General features: G+C 46.3%; 18 protein-coding genes. 11 read left to right on the forward strand and 7 right to left on the reverse strand.

The window, feature by feature from the left end; translation table 11 throughout:
- Positions 1-2: 2 nt before the first annotated feature.
- Positions 3-1,280, reverse strand: a complete 1,278-nt coding sequence (locus VFC92_13585; GenBank protein ID HZK09210.1) for a DUF2851 family protein — start codon at positions 1,278-1,280, stop codon at positions 3-5.
- A gap of 122 nt (positions 1,281-1,402) precedes the next feature.
- Here VFC92_13585 and VFC92_13590 point away from each other — a divergent pair, with 122 nt between their 5' ends.
- The 4 genes from VFC92_13590 (at position 1,403) to VFC92_13605 (ending at position 5,571) form a co-directional block, all read left to right on the forward strand.
- The gene (locus VFC92_13590) at positions 1,403-1,690 is read left to right on the forward strand and encodes a hypothetical protein (GenBank protein ID HZK09211.1); all 288 of its coding nucleotides are present in this window, start codon (positions 1,403-1,405) and stop codon (positions 1,688-1,690) included.
- Between the two features lie 24 nt (positions 1,691-1,714).
- On the forward strand, positions 1,715-2,038 hold the full coding sequence (locus tag VFC92_13595) for a cell division protein ZapA (protein ID HZK09212.1): 324 nt from the start codon (positions 1,715-1,717) through the stop codon (positions 2,036-2,038).
- A gap of 270 nt (positions 2,039-2,308) precedes the next feature.
- Positions 2,309-3,856 carry a ribonuclease Y gene (gene rny / locus VFC92_13600; protein ID HZK09213.1) on the forward strand — a complete coding sequence of 516 codons (1,548 nt, stop codon included), beginning with the start codon at positions 2,309-2,311 and terminating at the stop codon, positions 3,854-3,856.
- Positions 3,857-3,948: 92 nt separating this feature from the next.
- A complete protein-coding gene (locus VFC92_13605) occupies positions 3,949-5,571 on the forward strand; it encodes a T9SS type A sorting domain-containing protein (protein ID HZK09214.1) in 1,623 nt (540 codons plus the stop codon).
- Positions 5,572-5,897: 326 nt separating this feature from the next.
- On the opposite strand, the gene VFC92_13610 is transcribed toward VFC92_13605, so the two are convergent.
- Positions 5,898-6,065 carry a 4Fe-4S binding protein gene (locus VFC92_13610; GenBank protein ID HZK09215.1) on the reverse strand — a complete coding sequence of 56 codons (168 nt, stop codon included), beginning with the start codon at positions 6,063-6,065 and terminating at the stop codon, positions 5,898-5,900.
- A gap of 229 nt (positions 6,066-6,294) precedes the next feature.
- Here VFC92_13610 and VFC92_13615 point away from each other — a divergent pair, with 229 nt between their 5' ends.
- From VFC92_13615 to VFC92_13640, 6 genes are all read left to right on the forward strand, one after another.
- Positions 6,295-8,301: a urocanate hydratase gene (locus tag VFC92_13615; GenBank protein ID HZK09216.1), complete on the forward strand. Its 2,007-nt coding sequence runs from the start codon at positions 6,295-6,297 to the stop codon at positions 8,299-8,301.
- A gap of 44 nt (positions 8,302-8,345) precedes the next feature.
- Complete coding sequence (locus VFC92_13620) at positions 8,346-9,203, forward strand: protein-glutamate O-methyltransferase CheR (GenBank protein ID HZK09217.1); 858 nt, start codon at positions 8,346-8,348, stop codon at positions 9,201-9,203.
- Between the two features lie 309 nt (positions 9,204-9,512).
- Positions 9,513-10,403 carry a HAMP domain-containing sensor histidine kinase gene (locus tag VFC92_13625; GenBank protein ID HZK09218.1) on the forward strand — a complete coding sequence of 297 codons (891 nt, stop codon included), beginning with the start codon at positions 9,513-9,515 and terminating at the stop codon, positions 10,401-10,403.
- Between the two features lie 6 nt (positions 10,404-10,409).
- A complete protein-coding gene (locus VFC92_13630) occupies positions 10,410-10,865 on the forward strand; it encodes a chemotaxis protein CheD (GenBank protein ID HZK09219.1) in 456 nt (151 codons plus the stop codon).
- Between the two features lie 30 nt (positions 10,866-10,895).
- Complete coding sequence (locus VFC92_13635; GenBank protein ID HZK09220.1) at positions 10,896-11,954, forward strand: chemotaxis response regulator protein-glutamate methylesterase; 1,059 nt, start codon at positions 10,896-10,898, stop codon at positions 11,952-11,954.
- Positions 11,944-13,920: an adenylate/guanylate cyclase domain-containing protein gene (locus tag VFC92_13640; GenBank protein ID HZK09221.1), complete on the forward strand. Its 1,977-nt coding sequence runs from the start codon at positions 11,944-11,946 to the stop codon at positions 13,918-13,920. The genes VFC92_13635 and VFC92_13640 overlap by 11 nt, the downstream gene beginning before the upstream one ends.
- 260 nt (positions 13,921-14,180) lie before the next feature.
- On the opposite strand, the gene VFC92_13645 is transcribed toward VFC92_13640, so the two are convergent.
- The 5 genes from VFC92_13645 to VFC92_13665 all read right to left on the reverse strand — a co-directional run bounded on the left by VFC92_13645 (position 14,181) and on the right by VFC92_13665 (position 17,591).
- Positions 14,181-15,230 (reverse strand): DUF481 domain-containing protein, encoded by a 1,050-nt coding sequence (locus tag VFC92_13645; GenBank protein HZK09222.1) that lies wholly within the window; start codon positions 15,228-15,230, stop codon positions 14,181-14,183.
- 3 nt (positions 15,231-15,233) lie between these two features.
- Positions 15,234-15,668, reverse strand: coding sequence for a hypothetical protein (locus tag VFC92_13650; protein HZK09223.1), 435 nt, complete (start codon positions 15,666-15,668; stop codon positions 15,234-15,236).
- Complete coding sequence (locus tag VFC92_13655; protein ID HZK09224.1) at positions 15,661-16,383, reverse strand: hypothetical protein; 723 nt, start codon at positions 16,381-16,383, stop codon at positions 15,661-15,663. Before VFC92_13655 ends, VFC92_13650 begins: the two co-directional genes overlap by 8 nt.
- A 68-nt stretch (positions 16,384-16,451) precedes the next feature.
- Complete coding sequence (locus VFC92_13660) at positions 16,452-16,724, reverse strand: hypothetical protein (GenBank protein HZK09225.1); 273 nt, start codon at positions 16,722-16,724, stop codon at positions 16,452-16,454.
- Between the two features lie 198 nt (positions 16,725-16,922).
- Positions 16,923-17,591 (reverse strand): TIGR02594 family protein, encoded by a 669-nt coding sequence (locus VFC92_13665; GenBank protein HZK09226.1) that lies wholly within the window; start codon positions 17,589-17,591, stop codon positions 16,923-16,925.
- Positions 17,592-17,973: 382 nt separating this feature from the next.
- Here VFC92_13665 and VFC92_13670 point away from each other — a divergent pair, with 382 nt between their 5' ends.
- Positions 17,974-21,012, forward strand: coding sequence for a S8 family serine peptidase (locus VFC92_13670; protein ID HZK09227.1), 3,039 nt, complete (start codon positions 17,974-17,976; stop codon positions 21,010-21,012).
- Positions 21,013-21,164 lie beyond the last annotated feature (152 nt).

Raw genomic sequence — 21,164 nt, forward strand, 5'->3', positions numbered from 1 at the left:
CATCACACTTCCTCACTGCGCAGCAGCTTACTCCCGATGCTGCATCGCAAACATTGACGGGTGCGACAATAATTGTTTTTAAGTTCGATGAGTGCCTGCGATTCAAAAGCATTGGCAGCCACCACGCCCAGTTCACCCCAATGGCTGATGATTTGATTTTTTTCGGCAGGCAGCGCCAGCAGCAAATCTATCGCCCGGTCGCGAAATTCAGCTTGACCGGTATGGCCGGCATAGAAAAACAGAAACCGAACGATGGTATTCATCAGGATGTTGTCGGTGGCGCTGCGGCCCAGCGGCTTGGGTTTGGCGGCCACTTCTTTATCAAAATTATAATGCGTGTGCCAATATTCACTTGCCTCCACCGCAAAAAAGCCCCGAAGCTCATCCACTCCGGTTGTATCGATAAGTCGTGAAAACATGCTCTCGCTTTCGTGCACCAATGCAGCCAGTTGCGCAATGCGGATGGTAGGAAAGTTGACGGGCCGCAGCCGCAGAAATTTCCACAGATGCGTCTCCATCGTTACCAGGTCATATTTTTTTTGTAAAAATTTATACTCGTGCAGCAGCGCCATCGGATATTCATCGTGATAATTGCTGCTGAGCAAACCTGAAGTTCCAAAAAGCATCGCTTCGATCTGAAACAACGAATTTTTGTGCTTTGCCAGAATATTAGCGGGAAGCAAACGCGCCAACATCCGGAAAGGCTGCTCATTCACTTTAAAGCCAAAGTTGCCGGCAAGCATCTGATAAAAAGTCTCGCTCAGGTTGTTTATGTTATGTGCAAGCAAAGTTTCCAGCTCATGATTTTTGCGCGCCAGCCGTTCTATCAGCAGCCGCTCCAGCCAGCTTTTCATGGTCAGTGGCCTGATACGGCCAATATCCGTCTGGCAGGGAATCCAGTGGTGGTTATTGATATAATATTGATACCGGCGATAGACATCTTCGTTGATGAGGCCGCGCAACTCGAGCGTTGGCACAGGCATTCCGTTGCGGTCGTGGATGATGCGATCATCGTCGAAAACCACATGGAGGATAAGATTGGAAAAAGCTTCGTCGTTCTGGTGATTGTGCTGGTACCAATCGGCCGACTTCAGATGAATCTCGATATTGCCGGCCCACACAGTATCATCGAGGCGTATGCGGGCATTGGCAAAATCAGGACCTGCGTCACTGTTGAGAATGCCGGGGTGAATCACCTCAAGCTGCTGTCCATCGGTGGTGCGCAAATCAGGATGATAAAGACGATATTGCCATACAAAATTCAGGAAACTTTCGTTCATCTGCCATAGCTTTGACTACAAAACTAAAAAACATTTCATAAAATCTGCATGGAAATATTTTTTAGTTGATAAAATATTCTAATTTTGTCAGGTTGTGATTTGATCAATTACAGAAGTGGATTATGAAGGATTTGGTTGCGTTGGTAAGTGGCATTGAATTTAAAACCCGACAATTATCAAGTCAGCTTCGCAGCTACGAAAAGCAAATTGACACTTTACAAATCCACAACAAAAAATTACTTGAAGAAAATAATGAACTAAAATTAAAAGTTAAACAATTAGAATACACTAATCAGATAATTAAAATTGCAAAGGCATTAGAAAGAAAAAAAGGATCGAAAGAAGCAAAGCAGCTCGTTAACGGGCTGTTGCGGGAAGTTGACAGATGCATCGGCCTGATGAATGATTAAAACGCATTTTTATAATACTCTGTGATGGATAAATTTTTTATAACCGTACGGGTAGCCGAGAGAGAATACCGGTTGCACATCGAAAGAAAGCATGAGGCGCTGGTGCGGGAAGTAGTAAAAAAAATCAATGATGACCTCAGAAAATATGCAGAAAGCTACGAGTTTAAAGACACACAGGATTTGCTTGCCATGGTGGTGCTTCAAAACGCCATCGGCAACAAGCACATGGATATCCAGTTGAACTTTCAACAGGATAAGCTGAGCGAGAAATTAGAAGAGATCGACAGAGTACTAACCGAACATTTGACCGACGAAATTCAACCAACGTTCTTTGAAAAACGCCGCTAAAGCAGGGCAGAAAACCCTGACCGCGGTGGAATGATTTAACCCGCATTTGTTCCATATTTGTTTGTAAACTCAACATTTTACACTCAAGGGAAAACGCAGGCAGTTAAAAGCAGGCCTCATTCCGCTTCGGCGGAAATCCGCCATCCGGCGGGTCAGTGGACGTTTGATGCTGCCGGTGACCCTAATCTTTAAGAAAGGGGTTTACTAAACTCCACTGGAATACTTGCGGGTTTTTTTCTTTTTCTGATGCCCTCACCTAAAACACGAAAAATGATGGATACTTACTTGATTGCGATTTTCGTGGGGGTTCTAGGAATAGCCCTCGGAATAGTGCTTTCTTCCACAGTGCTGCGTAAGAAAGTGACAAAAAAAAGCCAGATCCTGCTGCTCGATGCACAAGAGAAGGCTGAAATGATGAAGAAGGAGAAAATCCTTCAGGCCAAAGAGAAGTTTTTGGAACTCAAAACCGAGCACGAACAAGTTGTAAACGAACGCAACAACAACCTGCTCAAAAACGAAAACAGGCTTAAGCAAAAAGAAACCACAGCCACACAGAAACTTGAAGAACTCAACAAAAAAGAAAAAGAACTCGCCAACCTACGCAAAAATCTCACTTCACAGCTCGAAGTGATCAACGCAAAACAGGAAGAGCTCGACAAATTTGTAACCAAACAAGTAGCGCAACTTGAGGCTATTTCAGGCCTCACGGCCGAAGAAGCCAAAGCACAGATTATTGAAACACTCAAGGACGAAGCCAAAAGCCAAGCTATGGTTTACATACAGGACGTCCTCGACGAAGCCAAACTAACTGCCAACCAGAAAGCCCGCGAAATTATCGTAGAGACCATTCAGCGTACAGCGACAGAAAATGCTGTAGAAAATTCTGTTTCGGTTTTTAATATTGATAACGACGAAATCAAAGGCCGCATCATCGGTCGCGAAGGGCGCAACATCCGCACCCTGGAGGCGCTCACCGGCATCGAGATCATCATCGACGACAGCCCCGACGCCATCCTCCTATCCGGCTTCGACCCGGTACGTCGCGAAATTGCACGCCTCTCACTGCACAAGCTCGTCACCGACGGACGCATACACCCCGCACGCATCGAGGAAGTGGTGGGAAAAACGATCAAGCAAGTCGAACAGGAGATTATCGAAACCGGAAAACGTACCTGTATCGACCTGGGCATCCACAACATGAACCCCGAATTGGTGCGGCTGGTAGGAAAGATGAAATATCGTTCCTCTTACGGACAAAACCTACTGCAACACTCGCGCGAAGTAGCCAACCTTTGCGCAACTATGGCAGCCGAACTGGGGTTAAATCCCAAAAAAGCCAAACGTGCCGGACTGCTGCACGATATTGGAAAAGTGCCTGATAATGAGTCGGAATTACCACACGCACTTTTGGGCATGAAGCTGGCCGAGAAATTCAAAGAAAACGATGAGGTTTGCAATGCCATCGGTTCACACCACGAAGAGGTAGAGATGACCACACTACTCGCGCCTATCGTGCAGGTTTGCGATGCAATATCCGGAGCACGCCCTGGCGCTCGCCGCGAAGTGGTGGAAGCTTACATCCAGCGTCTCAAAAACCTCGAAGCCCTGGCACTCTCCTACCCTGGCGTAGTGAAGACGTATGCTATTCAAGCCGGCCGTGAGCTGCGCGTAATTGTAGGCGCCGAAGCCGTTTCGGACGAAGAAGCAAGATTGCTCTCGTACGACTTGTCGAAGAAAATCCAGGACGAAATGACGTATCCTGGACAAATTAAAATTACGGTGATCCGAGAAACACGCGCCATCAATTTCGCCCGATAAGCCGACTACATTAGAAAATTCATGAACTTTTCTCTCAGAATACCGGAAGTTCATGAATTTTCTTTGGGTCATTTCTCTCCACACCACATCCTATGAAATTGTCAAAACATCTTTTCAAGTCGTTTCCATGCAGCCTGCTCACAGCCTTGCTCTTTGCAGCATGGCTTTGGCCTTTTGCCGCACAGGCTCAAACTTTTGAATGGGCTGTGGCCGAAGACATCGAATTTGAATTGAATCCTGAGTTTCTCAACTATTCCGTTACCACCGATGGGTGGGGATATGTTTACTATGCCGGATTAAAAACCTATGCTGCTTCCTTTGGCAGTAATGCATTTGGCGAAAGCTTCTTTGTTAAGTACGATGCCAACGGCAGCCAGATGTTTCATAAACTAATGGCTGGCCAAAGCATTATCGCTAACCTGGCATCCGACCACCAAAATAATATTGTAATGACCGGAATGATGCGCACCGATGTGGTCTTTGCGGTGGGAGATACATTGACCTATGCCGGAAACGGCACTAATACTTTTGTTGTAAAATTCACACAACAAGGTCAGGTAATCTGGATGAAAAATCTTTCTGCGTTTTATAATTATTCTGATCAGATAAAAGGTCTGGCGCTGGATGAGGAGGACAATATTTATGTGGCCTGGTCGGCAAATGCTACCGGCAACTCAACGATCAGCAAATTTTCGCCGGAGGGGGAGCAAATGCTAGATATCCTGCAAAATTCCGTTTCTATAGTTTCTTCTGTCGACGTAAGCGCCGACGGCGATATTTATGTGGCCGGCTCTTGCCCGGGAGCCAATGCGATTTTTGGCGGCGTGCCTTACAACTCCGGCTTTACCTACAGCATCTATGTAGCCCGCTATAACAGCGCCGGTGAGCCGGTGTGGGTTAAATTTGTTGAAGATGTCAGCTGCATACGGCCGCAAGTAAGATGGAGCCCAATCAATAAAATCTTTCTCTCGGGACGACTCTCAGCACCGTTAACTTTTGGTGATATCCCTACCAATGGCCCTTCCTGGGTTTACGACTTTTTCTTAGCCAGAATGGATACAACAGGCACTTTTGAATGGGTGCGTGAGGTACCACAAGTGCCGGATGGCGACGCTACAACAGGAAAACACAGTCACCTCTCGCTCGACTATTATGGATTCCCCTATCTGTGCGGCTTCTCACGCGGACAGATAGAATGGTCGGAACTATGGCAAACCGATGTGGGTGCGCGCGGGCTTTTCGTAATGGCTTATAACCCCGACGGCGACTACCGCTGGGTAAAAACTGCAGTTGGCGCCCTCGATGCACAAACCCTCGACGCCTTCTCTCCCGACGAAATTTATGTTACCGGCACCGCCTTCGGACAACTCTATCTTGACGATATTACACTCTCTGCCACCAGTTTTATTTTCCCTTATCTAGCTAAAATTAAATTGGTAACAACCGGCGGCACCCCGACGCCACAACAAAATGGAGCCCGTGCAAAAGTATTTCCCAACCCGATGCATGCGGTTGCCACCATAACCATCGAAAATACCACAGCCTGTATCCAACTTTTTCAAATTCGTAATCTGAGTGGAACCCTGGTAAAAGAAGTTTTCACTAATAGCCAAACTGCAAGCTTCACCCGCGATAACCTAAGCCCGGGGATTTATCTTGTAATTATCCGCCTCAGCGATGGAACCACGAGCACGACTAAGCTGGTGGTGCTTTAGCAGAAGAAGTTCACAGCTTTCAGCCGGAAGAAACCAGTCAGCAGGAAACTCCACAAAAATTTTGGCTCCCACCCTGCTTGACTTTCCTTTACTTCATCATTCTGTATTCGATATTCTGCGGTTCGATATTCAAAAAACGAGTGCTTCAGAAAAATTAAAAGTAAAAGAGGTCATAACAATCCAATAAGGATTACCCTGGATTGACTAATGAGAACTTAGGGTTGAGAATTAAAGATTTACAATTATCAGCATAAAAAAAGCCCGGATAGTCCTGCTACCCGAGCCTTTGCTTGGTTTAAAAAATTGGATTTTTATCCTCTCCTGAATTATTCAGGATGAATTGCCTCTACGGGGCAAACATCAGCGCATGCACCACAATCGGTACATACATCAGGATCAATTTTGTAAATTTCGCCCTCTGAGATTGCCTCTACAGGACATTCGTCAATGCAAGTACCACAAGCGGTACAATCATCTGAAATTACGTATGCCATTTTCTTTTGGTTTTTGAATTAATAATTATTGCTGCAAAGTTTGCATTATTTTCATTCAAACGACTTTTAAAATCAAAATGTTTGAACATTTAAGGCTGTTTTAAATTGACATTATCAAACAGCCATCGGCCTTGCAACGATAGAAGCAGCTTAACGGCCATTTCGATGAATGAGGCTTTTATGTACTTTTGCGTTTTCACATACATAGTGTGTTTTATAAAAGAAGAATATGATGAATGATTTTGAAAAAAAGATTCTGCAAGGCATCCCTGCCGAACTCCCCACCATGCCGCAGTGGGATACAAATGTTTCGCATGCACCCCGGCGCAAAGAAATCCTCACAACCGACGAAAAAGTGTTAGCACTAAAAAATGCGCTTCGCTATTTTCCTGCTGCGTTGCATTCACAGCTGGCACCGGAATTCGCCGACGAACTGCAAAAGTATGGGCGCATTTATATGTATCGCTACCGACCGACCTACTCCATGCATGCCCGCCCTGTCGGCGATTATCCTGCACGTAGCCGGCAAGCAGCTTCCATTATGCTAATGATTCAAAACAACCTCGACCCTGCCGTAGCGCAGCATCCGCACGAACTGATTACTTATGGCGGCAATGGAGCTGTGTTTCAAAACTGGGCGCAATATCTGCTCACCATGAAATACCTCGCGGAGATGACTGATGAGCAAACATTGACGATGTATTCGGGGCATCCCATGGGGCTTTTCCCCTCGCACCGTGATGCGCCGCGTGTGGTTGTAACCAACGGCATGGTGATTCCTAACTACTCCACCCCCGACCATTGGGAAAAATTCAACGCGCTGGGCGTTTCACAATACGGCCAGATGACCGCCGGATCGTACATGTACATCGGGCCGCAGGGCATCGTTCATGGCACCACCATCACCGTGCTCAATGCCGGAAGGATGCTGGCGCATGGAAGTGACGAAGGCCTGGCTGGAAAATTATTTGTTACCTCCGGTCTTGGCGGCATGTCGGGCGCACAAGCCAAAGCGGCTGTGATAGCCGGAGCTGTAGGTGTGATAGCTGAGGTGAACGAAGCTGCCGCCCGCAAACGTCACCAACAGGGCTGGGTAGATGAGCTTTATGATGAGTTGCCAAAACTGATAGAGCGCATTCGCCGGACGCGTGAGGACAAAGAGTCAGTATCGCTGGCTTATGTAGGGAACATTGTGGACTTGTGGGAGAAACTGTTAGCAGAAAATATAAAAGTGGAATTGGGATCAGACCAAACTTCGCTACACAATCCCTGGGCTGGTGGCTATTATCCGGCCGGTCTTTCTTTTGAAGAATCCAATAAAATGATGGTCGACAACCCGAAACAGTTTACCGAAGCGGTAAAGAAATCGCTATGCCGGCAGGTGAAAGCCATCAACGCAATGACTGCCCGGGGCATGTACTTTTTTGATTATGGCAACGCATTTTTGCTGGAATCGGGGCGCGCCGGAGCCGACATTTTCGACAACAAAGGCGGCTACCGTTATCCGTCGTATGTGCAGGACATCATGGGTCCGATGTGTTTCGATTACGGCTTTGGCCCTTTCCGCTGGGTTTGCACTTCGGGCAATCCGGCAGATCTCGACACCACCGATAAAATTGCTATAAAAGTGCTCGAAGAAATTGCCGCCACGGCGCCCAAAGAAATTACCCAACAAATGCACGACAACATCAGATGGATAAAAGGAGCCAAAGAAAACAAGCTGGTGGTTGGATCGCAGGCACGGATACTTTACGCCGATGCCGAAGGACGCATCCGCATTGCAGAAACCTTTAACCAGGCCATTCGCTCAGGCGAAATATCAGCTCCGGTAGTGCTGGGGCGCGACCACCACGACGTGTCCGGCACCGACTCGCCTTACCGCGAAACTTCCAACATCTACGACGGTTCACAATTTACTGCCGACATGGCCATCCAAAACGTTATCGGCGACGCTTTCCGTGGCGCCACCTGGGTATCGATACACAACGGCGGCGGCGTGGGCTGGGGCGAAGTAATCAACGGCGGATTCGGCATGCTGCTCGACGGCTCCGAAGATGCCGGCCGTCGTTTGAAATCGATGCTTTATTGGGATGTTAATAATGGTATTGCCCGCCGTAACTGGGCACGTAACCCCGGCGCTATTTTCGCTATAAAGCGAGCCATGAAAGAGAACCCAAACCTAAAGGTGACACTTCCCAACGAAGCCGACGAGTCGATGCTGAAAAAGTTAGTGTGATGCAAATCATTTAATAAAACAGTTTCGGAAACCAACTAAAACCGGTGCAAGCCAACGATCTACATAAGCTCTATCAGGCAGAGCTGAGCGATTCCGACTTTGAGCGGCTCAGCGAATTTATCTTTCGCGAGTATGGCATCCACCTGCCGCCACACAAGAAGCTTATGCTCCAGAGCCGCCTGCGCTCACGCCTTAAAATAAACGGCTGCTTCGACTTTGCCACCTATATCGCCTACCTCTTCAGCAGCCGTGGCCAACAGGTTGAGCTTATCCACATGATCGATGCGGTTACCACCAATAAAACCGACTTCTTCCGCGAGCCCGATCATTTTGATTTTTTATACAGAAACGTGTTTATTGATCATTACCAACATTCGACAAATAGATCTTTCAAAATATGGAGCGCCGGATGTTCCACAGGCGAAGAGGCCTACACCATGGCCATCATTCTGAGTGAATTCAAAGCTTCGCATCATCAGTTCGAGTTTGAGATTGTAGCTACCGATGTTTCGGCAACGGCTTTGCGACAAGCTACCACGGCGATTTATCCGGAAAGCAAAACGCAGGTAATCCCGCTGAGCCTGCGCAAGAACTACCTGTTGCGCAGCTGCGACCGGACAGCTAAAACAGTGCGGATCGTTTCGGCACTGCGACAGAAAGTGCACTTTGAGCGGCAAAACCTGATGCACACCGACAAATTCCATGAAAGTGATTTTGATGTCATTTTTTGCCGCAACACGCTGATTTATTTTGATCGCGTAGTGCAATTACGGGTAGTTCGGGCGCTGCTTGACAAACTACGTAAAGGAGGATATTTTTTTATCGGGCACTCGGAGTCTTTATTCAGCGACTTGTGGCTTCCGCTGAAGAGAGTAGCGCCCGCTGTTTATCAAAAAATTTAAACTGCAAAAAGCAAATAACAATAAAACAATTCACAAATAAATCTCAATTATCAAAAAGCAAACGCTGCATGTCTTCACTATTTTTTTTTGGATTTATTTGAGATTTAGATTTTGTTTTTTGGATTTTATTTTTGAAAAAGGTTTGGGCTAAAGCCCGCTAATGTCTTGGATACTTGTTAGCCTCGGCCTGGTGTCCGGGGTTATTGAATCGTCTGGCTCTAGAGATATTCCTTCCGACTAGCGGCGGATGAGATTTAAGATTTGGAATTTGTTTTTTTGGGATTTTTGCCATCGTTAAAACCATAAATCATGACACCACTTACCGACCAGCAACTTATCGACGAGCTCCGGCACCGCATCGAGCAGCGCAGTGAGGCCTACCGCGAACTGGAAAAACTCAACCGGACGCTTCAGCAGGTGAACCACAAACTCATTGAAGCGGAGCGACTGAAAACGAACTTCCTGTCGAATGCACGCAACGAAATCATCAATCCACTAACGTCGATCCTCAGTTTGTCGGAATCGCTTGGCGCGAACGAAAACCTCACTGCAGAAGAGATTCGTCGCCGGGCGGCGCTGATATATCAGGAGACGGTGCATCTCGATTTTCAATGGCACAACATTTTTGCGTCTGCCGAAATAGAAGCCGGCGATGTGGTGATAGAGTTTTATGATTTTGATTTCATGCAAGCTGTCAAAGACATTACTGCAAAGTTTAAGAAAATTGCTGCCGATAGAAATGTTCGCTTTGTCTATAGCGGCTTCTCCCCTGAAAAACTTATCATTCGCAGCGATCCACAAAAATTGCAGCTCATCCTCGAAAATCTCATCATGAATGCCGTACAATACACTTATCATGGTACCGAGGTGCACATTTCACTAACGTACAAAGAAGAAACAGTATCTCTTGCAGTGACCGATCACGGTTCCGGTATCGATAGTTCCGATCATGAACGCGTCTTCGACCGGTTTACCCGAATAAGCCCTGACGTGGCTGAACCCGGCCAGGGGCATGGGCTGGGGCTTCCACTGATAAAATCCTACATCGAACTCCTCGGCGGCGAAATAATACTGCAAAGCCAGCGCGATCATGGCAGCACTTTTACCATCCGTATCCCCGATCATACACATACCATCGACAGCAGCGGCTCAGCAGCGCACGGACAGGATTTTCTTTTCGACCAAAGCGAATTGTTTTAACAAACAATGAACAACCTGCAGGCGAAATACATTTACTCATCAGCCCTTTTTGTGGCCCATGAGCCCATCATCCTCAATACTATTTTGGGATCGTGCGTGGCCGTATGCTTGTGGGACAGTGAGAGAGCCACCGGAGGGATGAACCATTATATGTTGCCGCTTTGGAATGGTGAGGGATTTGCTTCGCCCAAATATGGAAATATTGCCAACGAACTGCTGGTAAAAAAAATGCTGGCTCAGGGTAGTAATATGGAAAATCTTATCGCCAAATTTTTTGGCGGTGCGCAAATGCTCGACGATAACGCAAGGATTTTTGATATTGGTCAGCGTAACACTGAGCTTGCTTTTGAGATTTATGCAGCCTATGGCATCGAAATAGCCAAAGGCAGCACCGGTGGCAATCGGGGACGTAAAATATTTTTTAACACACATACCGGCGAGGTGATGCAGAAATACCTTTGAGTGTCCGGCAAAAGATAACAGCCCGGTTTTATGAGGAAAAAAATTCGTGTTTTAATAGTTGATGATTCCGCTGTAATCAGGCAGTCGCTTACCAAAATACTGGAGCACTCAGAGCAGATAGAAATTATTGCCACAGCTTCCGACCCTTATGTGGCGGCGGCCTGCATGAAAAAAGAAATCCCGGATGTAATCACCCTCGATCTGGACATGCCCCGCATGGATGGCCTCACGTTTCTTCATCGCCTTATGACACAATACCCTGTGCCGGTGGTGGTAATTTCGAGTCTTACGCGCAAAGGCTCGCCCGAAGTGATCAAAGCGCTGGAATATGGCGCCGTGGATGTTATTCACAAACCCAACCTCATCAATCAGAAAAATATTGACGAAAGCAGCATCCAGATCATCGATGCCGTGATAGCCGCCAGCATGTCACGACCGGCGCGTCGTAATATTAGTACCCGGCCAGAACCTTCAATTCTCCGGGCTACGGCATTGCCAGCTTTTGATTTTAATAACAAAACAATCATTGCCATCGGCGCTTCTACCGGCGGTACCGAAGCCATCCAAACCATCCTGGCCGGACTGCCCGCCAACACGCCGCCGGTAATTATCGTGCAACACATGCCTGCCGGCTTTACCCGCACTTTCGCCGAAAGGCTCGACAGCCTGTTCCCCTTTCGGGTGAAAGAAGCTGAAAATGACGAAGAGCTTACCGTGGGCAAAGTACTGATAGCTCCCGGTGGATATCATCTCGCCGTGAAACGATCTCCTGCCGGTTTGTACACGCATGCTTACAGCGGCCCGCTGGTAAATCGTCACCGACCTGCCGTGGATGTACTTTTTAGTTCGGTGGCGCGTGCAGCAGGCAGCAACGCAACAGGTATTTTGCTCACCGGAATGGGCGCTGACGGAGCTGCCGGACTGCTCGAAATGAAACAGGCCGGAGCGCTAACCATTGCTCAGGATAAAGCCACAAGCGCGGTGTACGGAATGCCCAAAGAAGCCGAAAAAATCGGCGCTGCTCAATTCGTGCTGCCCATAAATCAGATCGCCGAATTTGTAATTAATAAAATAAAAAATGCACGCTAAAAAACTTTTTCTGGTGCTTTTGCTGTGGATGGTACTGCTGCCCAATGCGCAGGCCGAAAAGAAAATCACACTTTGCGACAGCTTATATTTAGAAATGCTGCAACATCCTGGCGACACTTCGCGCATCGAGAACCTGATGGCGGCGGTGCACGATATTAACACCTACCATCCCGACACAGCGTGGTATTATGCAGAAAAGTTGTTTGAACTTTCCAGGCAGGCAAATTATTTTCCCGGGATAGCCACAGCACTCAACCTGCAGGGGATGATGCTCGAGCAAAGCGATTATCCTGCAGCGATAGCCAAATATGAGCAAAGCCTTACGATAGCTAAAGAGAACAATCTCCGCCTTATTGCTGCCGCTGTTTACAACAATCTAAGCATTGTCTATTCGCAGATGGGCGACTATTCCGTTTCGATAGATTACCTGTTGGAGTTGCTCTCGCTGGCCGAAAGCATGAACGACACCATGCGCATGGCCGTGGCGCTCAACAACATCGGGCTGCGTTACCACGAAATGAAAAACCCCGAAGTGGCGCTGGATTATTTTCACAAAGCGATGGATTACAACCTGAAGAGCCACGACACAGCCAAATACGCTACCAATCTTTCTAATATCGGCGTGGCATTTCAGGCGCTCGAACATTACGACTCCGCATTTTATTACCATCAGAAAGCCATCGCGCTGCACCGCAAAAATCACGACCTCTATAAGATGCAATATGGCTATCAGGCGCTTGTGTATCTATATCTCGACAAAAGTGAAATAGACCTTGCCGAGAGCGCCCTCGACACAGCATTTGATCTGGCACACCAGGTAAACGACCGCTATGGCTTGTTAAGTCTAATGATTGCCCGGGGCGTTTTGCTCATCCGAAATGACAAACACACCCAGGCAATTCAGGTGCTTAAAGAATCGCAGCGGTTGGCATCAGAAATGAACTATCGGAGCATCCTGGTGGATACTTACAAAGAACTGAGCCAAGCCTATCGCGGTATGGGCGATTTTAAGTACGCTTTTGAATACAACGAAAAATACATCGCTTTGCGCGACTCGCTGCAAAACATCGAAAAGAACAAGTCGCAGATGCGGGTAAATGCTTACGCCAAAAATAAAACGGATAAGGAAATAGAGCTTTTTACTAAAAATATTGAAATGCAAAAGCTCCAGCTCCGGCGCCAAAAACAGTTGCGTAACCTGATCATCCTTATCGGAGCACTGTTTTTAGCTGTTGCTCTGTTGCTGCTGCACCGCTACCGCTATGTGCAGCGCACACGTCGCGAGCTGGAAAATAAAAACCTGGTGATCACGCACGAACGCAAACGCTCCGACGACCTGCTTTTGAATATTTTGCCATCAGAGACCGCCGAGGAACTCAAAAACAGCGGCACCTCCAAGGCACGCAAATATGATCAGGTGACGGTTCTTTTTACCGACTTCAAAGGTTTTGTTCAGATGGCCGGACAAATGACTCCCGAAGAGCTGGTGGCCGAAATTGACTATTGCTACAAACATTTCGACGACATCATAACGCAGTACCACGTCGAAAAAATCAAGACCATCGGCGACTCTTACATGTGCGCTGCCGGACTGCCTGTTGCCAACGACACCAACCCCCAGGATGCCGTGCGTGCCGCCTGCGCCATCCGGCGGTTTATGGAAGGCTACAAACAACAACGTCAGACTGCCGGAATGCCGTGGTTCGAGGCGCGCATCGGATTGCACACCGGCCCGGTGGTAGCGGGCATCGTGGGCAACCGCAAATTTGCCTACGACATCTGGGGCGACACCGTCAACATTGCCTCACGCATGGAATCGGGGGGCGAGGTGGGTAAAGTAAATATTTCGCACGCCACGTGGCTTTTGGTGAAAGATGATTTCAAATGCACCCCACGCGGACAGATTGAAGTGAAAAACGGACTTTCGTTTGAGATGTATTTTGTGGAAGAAGAGGTTGAGAATTAAATGCAGTTCTCAGTTGGCAGTCTTCAGTTCTCAGTCGGCAATCGGCAGTCAACAGTTGGCAGTCGGCAGTCAACAGTTGGCAGTCGGCAGTCCTTGATGGGTGGTAATTTTTCCTCCGGTGCAGGGCAACGGAACATAATTTCATCAGAAAAACACATCCCAAAAATTCACAACAGAAAAAATGAAAAACTGCACGCCCTCCATTAAAATTTTTGTAGGGTTTCAGGAATGTTGATTTTTCCAACAGTAAGAAACATCCCCTAAAGCTCCCATCCAAAAGTTGCTTGCACCACATAATCCGTTTCGGATGCGCCGGCAACAGGCCGGTTGTCGTAGTTGAAAGTGGTGCCCGCTTTGATAAAAAAGTCAAGCGGCAGATTGTATTTCACGTCAAACTTGAAATCGCCACGGACACGCCCCTGCTCAGTGATGCCCGGAAAAACGCTTAATGAGCTCTGAATGCTCAGGTCGCCAATGTTGAACATATTCAAATCGACGGCGCTGTAACCTTCGGCGCTGTTGCGTGTACCGAGATCAGCCTCTGTATAGGTTTCGTTGTTCCAGGCAACGCCTGCCGCCAGGGTAAAGGTTGTGCGGTTGGTATGGATAAGATATTTCCCAACACCGCCCGAGGCCGTGATTCGCAGCTTTAGATTTTGCTCATCGTTTTGCAGGAAATCCGACGAGGCCAGCACAAACCAATCTTTGGGCAGGAAATATTGCACACCTAGAGTTGCATCCGTTCGCCGCACATTGTTGGCATCTTCCTGCGAGCTGCGCACCATATTAAAACTCGTTTTATAATTCCATCGTTCGGCGTCATAGCCAAAATTACTACGAATAGTAAATTGCTGCAGGTCGTTGGCTTTCGCCAAATTAAAGCCGACGCTGAGGGAAGCATCGAAACGGCTTCGAAAGTCTTTTTTGATGGGTCGGATATAAACCACTTTCTCAATCGGAATGAGCACCGATTCGCTGCCGCTGCCTAAGAGTACTTGATCGTGACTCAGGGAATCGGTGTTGATGGAGCCATAATAGCGTTGGCCCGAAGCATCGGTAACCAGAAACATCTTGTCGCTATAAATTTCGGTCACCTTCTGCCATTTTATTTTAAAGTCGCTGCTTGAATAGCCGGTAGAAAACACCAGCACATTGCGATCCAACGACTTGATCTTGCCCAGGAGCGTTTCGCCATTTTGCATCACCAGCGAGTCGGCGGCAGCAAAAACCTGCTGAGTTGTTATTATTAAAAAAAAGAAAGTGATGAGGGCTGCAGGGACAATGCCTTTTTTTAAAATTCCGATTTTCATTCTTCAAAAATATTTCCTGATAAACAAGCCCAACAACGCCCCCAGCGCTTTGTTTAGGGCCATTTTGAAATATTTGCGAAAAGCCACCAGCACCACTGCCGATACCGACGTTATGACAATATTTAACACCGCTCGCTCGGGATTAACCCAAAAGGAAACTCCGGCAATGGCGGCCACTATCAAAAATCCGATTTGCCTTACAAAGGTGGTAAGCCCCGCCATGTCGTGATTGATTTTGGTAAGATGTTTTTGGAAATCCTCATCAGAGAAGTCGTCCACCTGGTGCCCTTCTGATAGGATGAAGAAACAGAGAAAATCCCCTTGCAGATAAAAAGTAGTTTGCAATGCCAGCGCTTTATCTGTACACTCGGTGTTCCAGCGGTAATAGCCGCGACGAAACAGATTCATTACAAAAGGAAAATAATCGAACCTAAACATTTTTTTTACTCAGTTTACTGCTCACAATATCCTTCACCACATTGATGATGTCCTGCCAGTATTTCAGCGCCAGATTGGTATGCTTGTCATGCGCATCGAGTACCACCTGCTTGGGCATGCCGGCAAAGTCCTGTTCTATTCTGGTGATGATGTCGCCGTCGATTCCAATGCGCGTCTGCATAACGATGCGTTCGGTGCCCAGATCAAAAACCCGCGTAATCATCACCTTGTCGCGGTCGTTGATCTTTATTTTGAAATCAGCACAACGATCCATGTCAACGCTATAAAGATTGACGTCGGAAGCCAGATTTTTGCTCTGTGTAAATAGCATATCGCTGCTTCGCGAACGCAGGTAATTGCAAAACGACTTCATGCGGATGATGATCACATAGTCCTTTTCTTCGATGCGGATATGGTTCAGCGACATGTAATCATCGAGTGCATCCAGATCAGCGTAAAGCTTTTCGTACGACTTTATTTCAGCGCAGCGTATCGAAACCGTTTTACCTTTCAACTGAAAATCCATCGGCAGGTCGTTGCGCCTGATAATGGAGGCGAGTTTCTCGATATAATCCGACAGCAGCACCCGCAGCTTCTCCTCGATACTGTCGGGCTGCGGCGCCGAGGTCATTCCTTTTTTTATGATGGTGTTGATCTCGATATGTGTCAGATCGTCGAGCAACTTACCAATCACACTCTTTTTGTCGTCGCTCATGGCGTGGGTTTCTCGCTGTACATGTTGCGCAGGGTGCGCACAATGGTGCCAAGCGCAAGCATATTGCCTTAGATAATTTCGTGACCGCGTGCCTCGCGCGACTGATGAAACTGCACCAGCTCCGGATATTTCTGGTAAAACTTCTCGGTGATCTGGGTGGTAATATCGCCATCGAGCAAATCTATTTTGCTGATGATGCCTTCAATTTCCTGACCCGGCGAGAATTCGATTTCGTTCTTGTCGTCGATCTCGAGCCGACCCATCACCGTTTGAATTTTAAGCTGGGTGATGTCCATGATGCCATTCTCGATTCTTTGCAGAATTTCTTCAATTTTTGTCATAATGTTGATTTTTTTATTGATGAATAGATAATTTTACTTCCTGATAAGAAACGACGTAAAAACCAAATAAATCTCAAAAAACAACCATCGGTAATCGTTGCAGACAATTTCAAATACGTATGAAGTTTGGATTTTTGAAATTTAATTATTGAAATTTATTTGAACCTTGTTTCATTTTTACTTGAAAATTATCACCATCTATCGCTGAAAGATATTCTCGATGAGTGCTTTGGTTTGTTCGCCGTACACGCCATCCTGTTCTATTCCTTCGTCTTTCTGCAATTTCATGAGCTGCTCCTGAGTACGTGTGCCAAACGCGCCATCGGTTGCGCCGCAATGATAGCCAAGCTCATTGAGAACGCGCTGCAGTTTCACCACCTCCTGGCCGATGCTGTCCAATTTCAAATGCGGATTTCCCGAAGGTATTTCCATATTCCCCTCGTTGCTCAGTCGGCGAAAGCCCAGTACTTTTTGTGCGTCGAAGCCCTGGATACTTACACTGTCTTTTTGATTTCCACCCAGGGTAAATACTTGTTTTTGGTCGCGGCTAAAGCCAACAAATATTCCTACATGGCCTTTCCACGATTTCGGACTTTCGCGCCAAAATATAACCACGTCGCCCGGACGCGGATCGTCCACAGGCACACCCACGCTGAGCCAGCTTTGCGCGTTGGCTTTGTTGGTGCGCTGCAGGCCGGCTTTCATGCTGCACCAATTTAAAAAAATGCTGCACCAGGGAGTTTCGTCGTCGGTAATTTCCCTGAAGCCTGCCTCCTGCGCATATTTTACAATTTGGGGCGTATGCTCGGCGCCTTTGGTTTCTTTCACCCCGATTTCGGAGGCTGCAATTTGAAATAAATCTTTCATAATGTTGAGGTTTTTAAATTGTTTTGTTTGTGATTCCACATCTACACATGGCACCCCAAAGATTTGGGATCAACGCATTGTTTTTTTAAAAAATAAAAGTACAGAATTTTTGAAAGGCAGAAAAAAATTAACAAAACATTATCATTTTAGAAACGCGGGATCGGAATGATCTGAAGAGTGAGAATTATTAATTACGGTTCATATCCGGACCCTGGAAGCCGCTTTCTGAAACTCATGAAAAAGATAATAACATTGTGGTGCCAGGGATAATCTTTCTTCTTGCTAAACAAATAGTTTCAATTTCTTGTTCCTTGTCATTGCCATTTAAAACATTAACAATTAAAATTTTATATTAATATTTAAATCTTAAAAACTCTATTTTATGATGAGACATATCTACAAAGCGGCAATTACTTCATTGCCAGTCATTTTTTATTTAACAATTAGTTTATTTTGTATTCCCGTTTTTGGACAGGAAAAATCCGCAGTAAAATCGCACACCCCGAAAGCGATAAGTGATGCTTTTGTAAGGCATGCTGTTACGCCTGAGGACATGATCGAGCGTGCCAAATATCATCCATACATGCAGGGCGAAATTGTAGTAGCAGTAGTGCTTAAGGCCTCAAAGGCAGAAGCGATTTTGCAAATTCAGGAATATGATTGGTCACAATTTTTTGGAAACAAAAATGTAAGGCCTATCGCCTATCTGATGACCAAGCAACAAACTGAACAAAGAAGTGTGTCGCTGGTACACTTATCCCTCACCAAGGATATGGACGTTTTTGGAGCCATGCAAATGCTGGATGGAAAGCCCGATATCCTTTGGAGTTCCCCAAATTTTTATTTTGAGGGAGATCCCCGTGAAGTTATCCCCAATGATCCCAGTTATGGTACCCAATACCACCATCCTTTGATGCAAAACAACCTGGCATGGGATTATACCTATGGCAATCCTGATATCATCATAGGAATTACTGACGATGGTGTAGAACTTTCGCATAGCGACTTGAACCCTAATATTTGGGTAAATCCCGGCGAGATACCCGGTAATGGAATTGATGATGACAATAACGGATATATTGATGATGTGAATGGTTGGGACTTCGCCTCAGGAAACAATAACCCCAATCCAAATTCAACATACGATGATCATGGAACACACGTAGCAGGTATTAGTGCAGGACGCACCAATAATTCAATCGGAATTGCAGGTGTTTCAGGACATTCAACCATCTTACCTTTACAGTTTTATGGTGTAGGCGCCTGGACTGCTACAGTTTGCAACGAGACTTTTACTTATGCTGCCGACAATGGAGCACACATTGTTAATACAAGCTATAATATTAATGGCTTTGTGGGCGATCCTGTGTTTACTGCCGGCATGCAATATATGCACGATGCCGGGGTGCTACACTTTAATTCGGGTGGAAATGGCGGCGAATTAAATCCAGCACGTCAGGCTTTTCACCAGACGTTATTAGTTGCGAGTACAACTGCTTCGGATACGAAAAGTAGTTTTAGCAATTACGGAACAGGTATGGATATTTCTGCTCCGGGTACCGATATCTATTCTACCATAACATCCAATGGATATGGATATAAATCAGGTACAAGTATGTCAACTCCCAATGCCGCCGGTGCAGCAGCTCTGATATGGAGTGCCAACCCGAGCTGGAATAGTTATCAGGTTGCAGCCCAGCTTTTAGCTACTGCCGATGATATTGACGGTATAAATCCAGCCTATGCCGGGCTGCTCGGAGCAGGAAGGGTTAACACCTATTCGGCTATGTCAACTACGCTTGGCTCCCCTATCCTTAAATCAACCGAAGGAATGCCAAATGAAGGAAGCACAGTTCCTCCCGATGAGATTGATGAGTTTACCGTGGCTTTTTCACAGGTAATGGATCCTGCAACGGTAAATAATATTGCTAATTACGAGCTGAGAGGTGCCGGCCCGGATGATACCTTTGGAAATGCTGATGATGTTTTGTACACACTTACTATTTCTGCTCCTTATATGTATGGGACAAATTACGTGACTTTTGAAGTTTCCGGCCCTCCCTTTATCAATGGTTTACATCGTATTACCTTTTTCTCCGGCGGTTTGAGCAACCCCTTTGGTACAGCCCTGGATGGTGATGAAAATGGAACGGGTGGCGATGATTTTATTCGCAACTTTAACATTGGTATCCCGGCACCAATTGCTGATTTTGAAGCCGACAACACAAGCCCTGTCACGGATGCAGATGTTATTTTTACTGACCTCACTTACGGTGGCCCATCAGCATGGACATGGACAATTACGCCAGAAACCTTTACCTTTGTTAATGGTACCAATGAAAATTCACAAAACCCCGAAGTTCAATTTGCTGAACTTGGCTTCTATACAGTAACTCTTGAGGTATCAAATGTTGCCGGGTCAGACAGTGAAACAAAAGAAGATTATATCAATGTTATTACTTGTGTGTATTGTCCTGCCGGAAGTAATAATGGTACGGATGAGTGGATCAGCAATGTTAGTTTCAATACTATAGATAATTCTTCGGTGGCAGGGCCAGGTTACACAGATTACACTTCCATATCCACACAAGTTGAACCAGGATCAACGCATGATATATCCATATCTTGTGGATCAACAGGAAACTGGACGGAGAATATCTGGGTGTTTTTTGATTGGAATCAGGACTGTGATTTTAATGATCCGGGAGAAATTTATGACTTAGGACAAACCAGTGGGCCGGGGACACTAACTGCAAGTGTGTTGGTGCCTGCTGATGCAGTTCCCGGATCAGTAAGAATGCGGGCGTTTTTGAAATATGGCTCAGATCCTGCCGGTGCCTGCGAAAATAACTTCTCCTTTGGTGAAGTGGAAGATTATACCATTCTGGTTGGGACAAATTTGACAGAAGGTAAAATACAGGGCTTTGTACGCGATGCCGAAAACAACCTGTCCATTGATGCTGCCGTGATTACTGCTACGAATGCAGATGATCACCTATATACTGCTGAAACACCATTTGGTTCACATTACAGTATGTTACTACCCGAAGGTCTTTATACAGTTTCCTGCGAGTCTGCTGGTTACGAAACAAATACTATAACTGATGTAGCAATTGTTGATGGTGAAATTACAAATCACACATTTTACCTGGAGCCTGCAAAACTAATCACCGGCCTTGATGGAGCGCAATACGCACAAGTAAGAATCAGCCCCAATCCTTCCAGCAATGAGGTGGAAATTCAATCCGAAGCTGAGATCACACATCTTACTATAATCAACCAGGCCGGACAATTTGTTTTCGAAGGCAAATTCAACTCAAAAATCCTGAATGTGAATGTTTCAACATTCGACTCAGGAATCTATTTTGTAAAAATATTCACACAGGATAATGTAATGACCAAAAAGCTGGTGATTGAATAAATTGTAAGTTAGTCAGGGCATGACTTAAAGTCATACCCTGACTTTTTGATAGCCCCGATTCGTTCTGCCATACCAGCGGAATGGATCGGGGCTTTTTTTTATAAAAGCCGGACGGAATGTAATAACCGTCAAAAAGAAAATTTTTTGTGATG

Source organism: Bacteroidales bacterium, from assembly GCA_035647615.1.
Lineage (GTDB): Bacteria > Bacteroidota > Bacteroidia > Bacteroidales > 4484-276 > SABY01.

What these genes read in the sequence shown, in the direction of transcription:
- VFC92_13595 (HZK09212.1), top strand. Translation starts at nt 1,715, where the DNA reads ATGGATAAATTTTTTATAACCGTACGGGTAGCCGAGAGAGAATACCGG.
- VFC92_13630 (HZK09219.1), top strand. Translation starts at nt 10,410, where the DNA reads ATGAACAACCTGCAGGCGAAATACATTTACTCATCAGCCCTTTTTGTG.
- VFC92_13640 (HZK09221.1), top strand. Translation starts at nt 11,944, where the DNA reads ATGCACGCTAAAAAACTTTTTCTGGTGCTTTTGCTGTGGATGGTACTG.
- VFC92_13625 (HZK09218.1), top strand. Translation starts at nt 9,513, where the DNA reads ATGACACCACTTACCGACCAGCAACTTATCGACGAGCTCCGGCACCGC.
- VFC92_13665 (HZK09226.1), bottom strand. Translation starts at nt 17,591, where the DNA reads ATGAAAGATTTATTTCAAATTGCAGCCTCCGAAATCGGGGTGAAAGAA.
- VFC92_13585 (HZK09210.1), bottom strand. Translation starts at nt 1,280, where the DNA reads ATGAACGAAAGTTTCCTGAATTTTGTATGGCAATATCGTCTTTATCAT.
- VFC92_13610 (HZK09215.1), bottom strand. Translation starts at nt 6,065, where the DNA reads ATGGCATACGTAATTTCAGATGATTGTACCGCTTGTGGTACTTGCATT.
- VFC92_13645 (HZK09222.1), bottom strand. Translation starts at nt 15,230, where the DNA reads ATGAAAATCGGAATTTTAAAAAAAGGCATTGTCCCTGCAGCCCTCATC.
- VFC92_13635 (HZK09220.1), top strand. Translation starts at nt 10,896, where the DNA reads ATGAGGAAAAAAATTCGTGTTTTAATAGTTGATGATTCCGCTGTAATC.
- VFC92_13655 (HZK09224.1), bottom strand. Translation starts at nt 16,383, where the DNA reads ATGAGCGACGACAAAAAGAGTGTGATTGGTAAGTTGCTCGACGATCTG.
- VFC92_13615 (HZK09216.1), top strand. Translation starts at nt 6,295, where the DNA reads ATGATGAATGATTTTGAAAAAAAGATTCTGCAAGGCATCCCTGCCGAA.
- rny (HZK09213.1), top strand. Translation starts at nt 2,309, where the DNA reads ATGATGGATACTTACTTGATTGCGATTTTCGTGGGGGTTCTAGGAATA.
- VFC92_13605 (HZK09214.1), top strand. Translation starts at nt 3,949, where the DNA reads ATGAAATTGTCAAAACATCTTTTCAAGTCGTTTCCATGCAGCCTGCTC.
- VFC92_13590 (HZK09211.1), top strand. Translation starts at nt 1,403, where the DNA reads ATGAAGGATTTGGTTGCGTTGGTAAGTGGCATTGAATTTAAAACCCGA.
- VFC92_13650 (HZK09223.1), bottom strand. Translation starts at nt 15,668, where the DNA reads ATGTTTAGGTTCGATTATTTTCCTTTTGTAATGAATCTGTTTCGTCGC.
- VFC92_13670 (HZK09227.1), top strand. Translation starts at nt 17,974, where the DNA reads ATGATGAGACATATCTACAAAGCGGCAATTACTTCATTGCCAGTCATT.
- VFC92_13660 (HZK09225.1), bottom strand. Translation starts at nt 16,724, where the DNA reads ATGACAAAAATTGAAGAAATTCTGCAAAGAATCGAGAATGGCATCATG.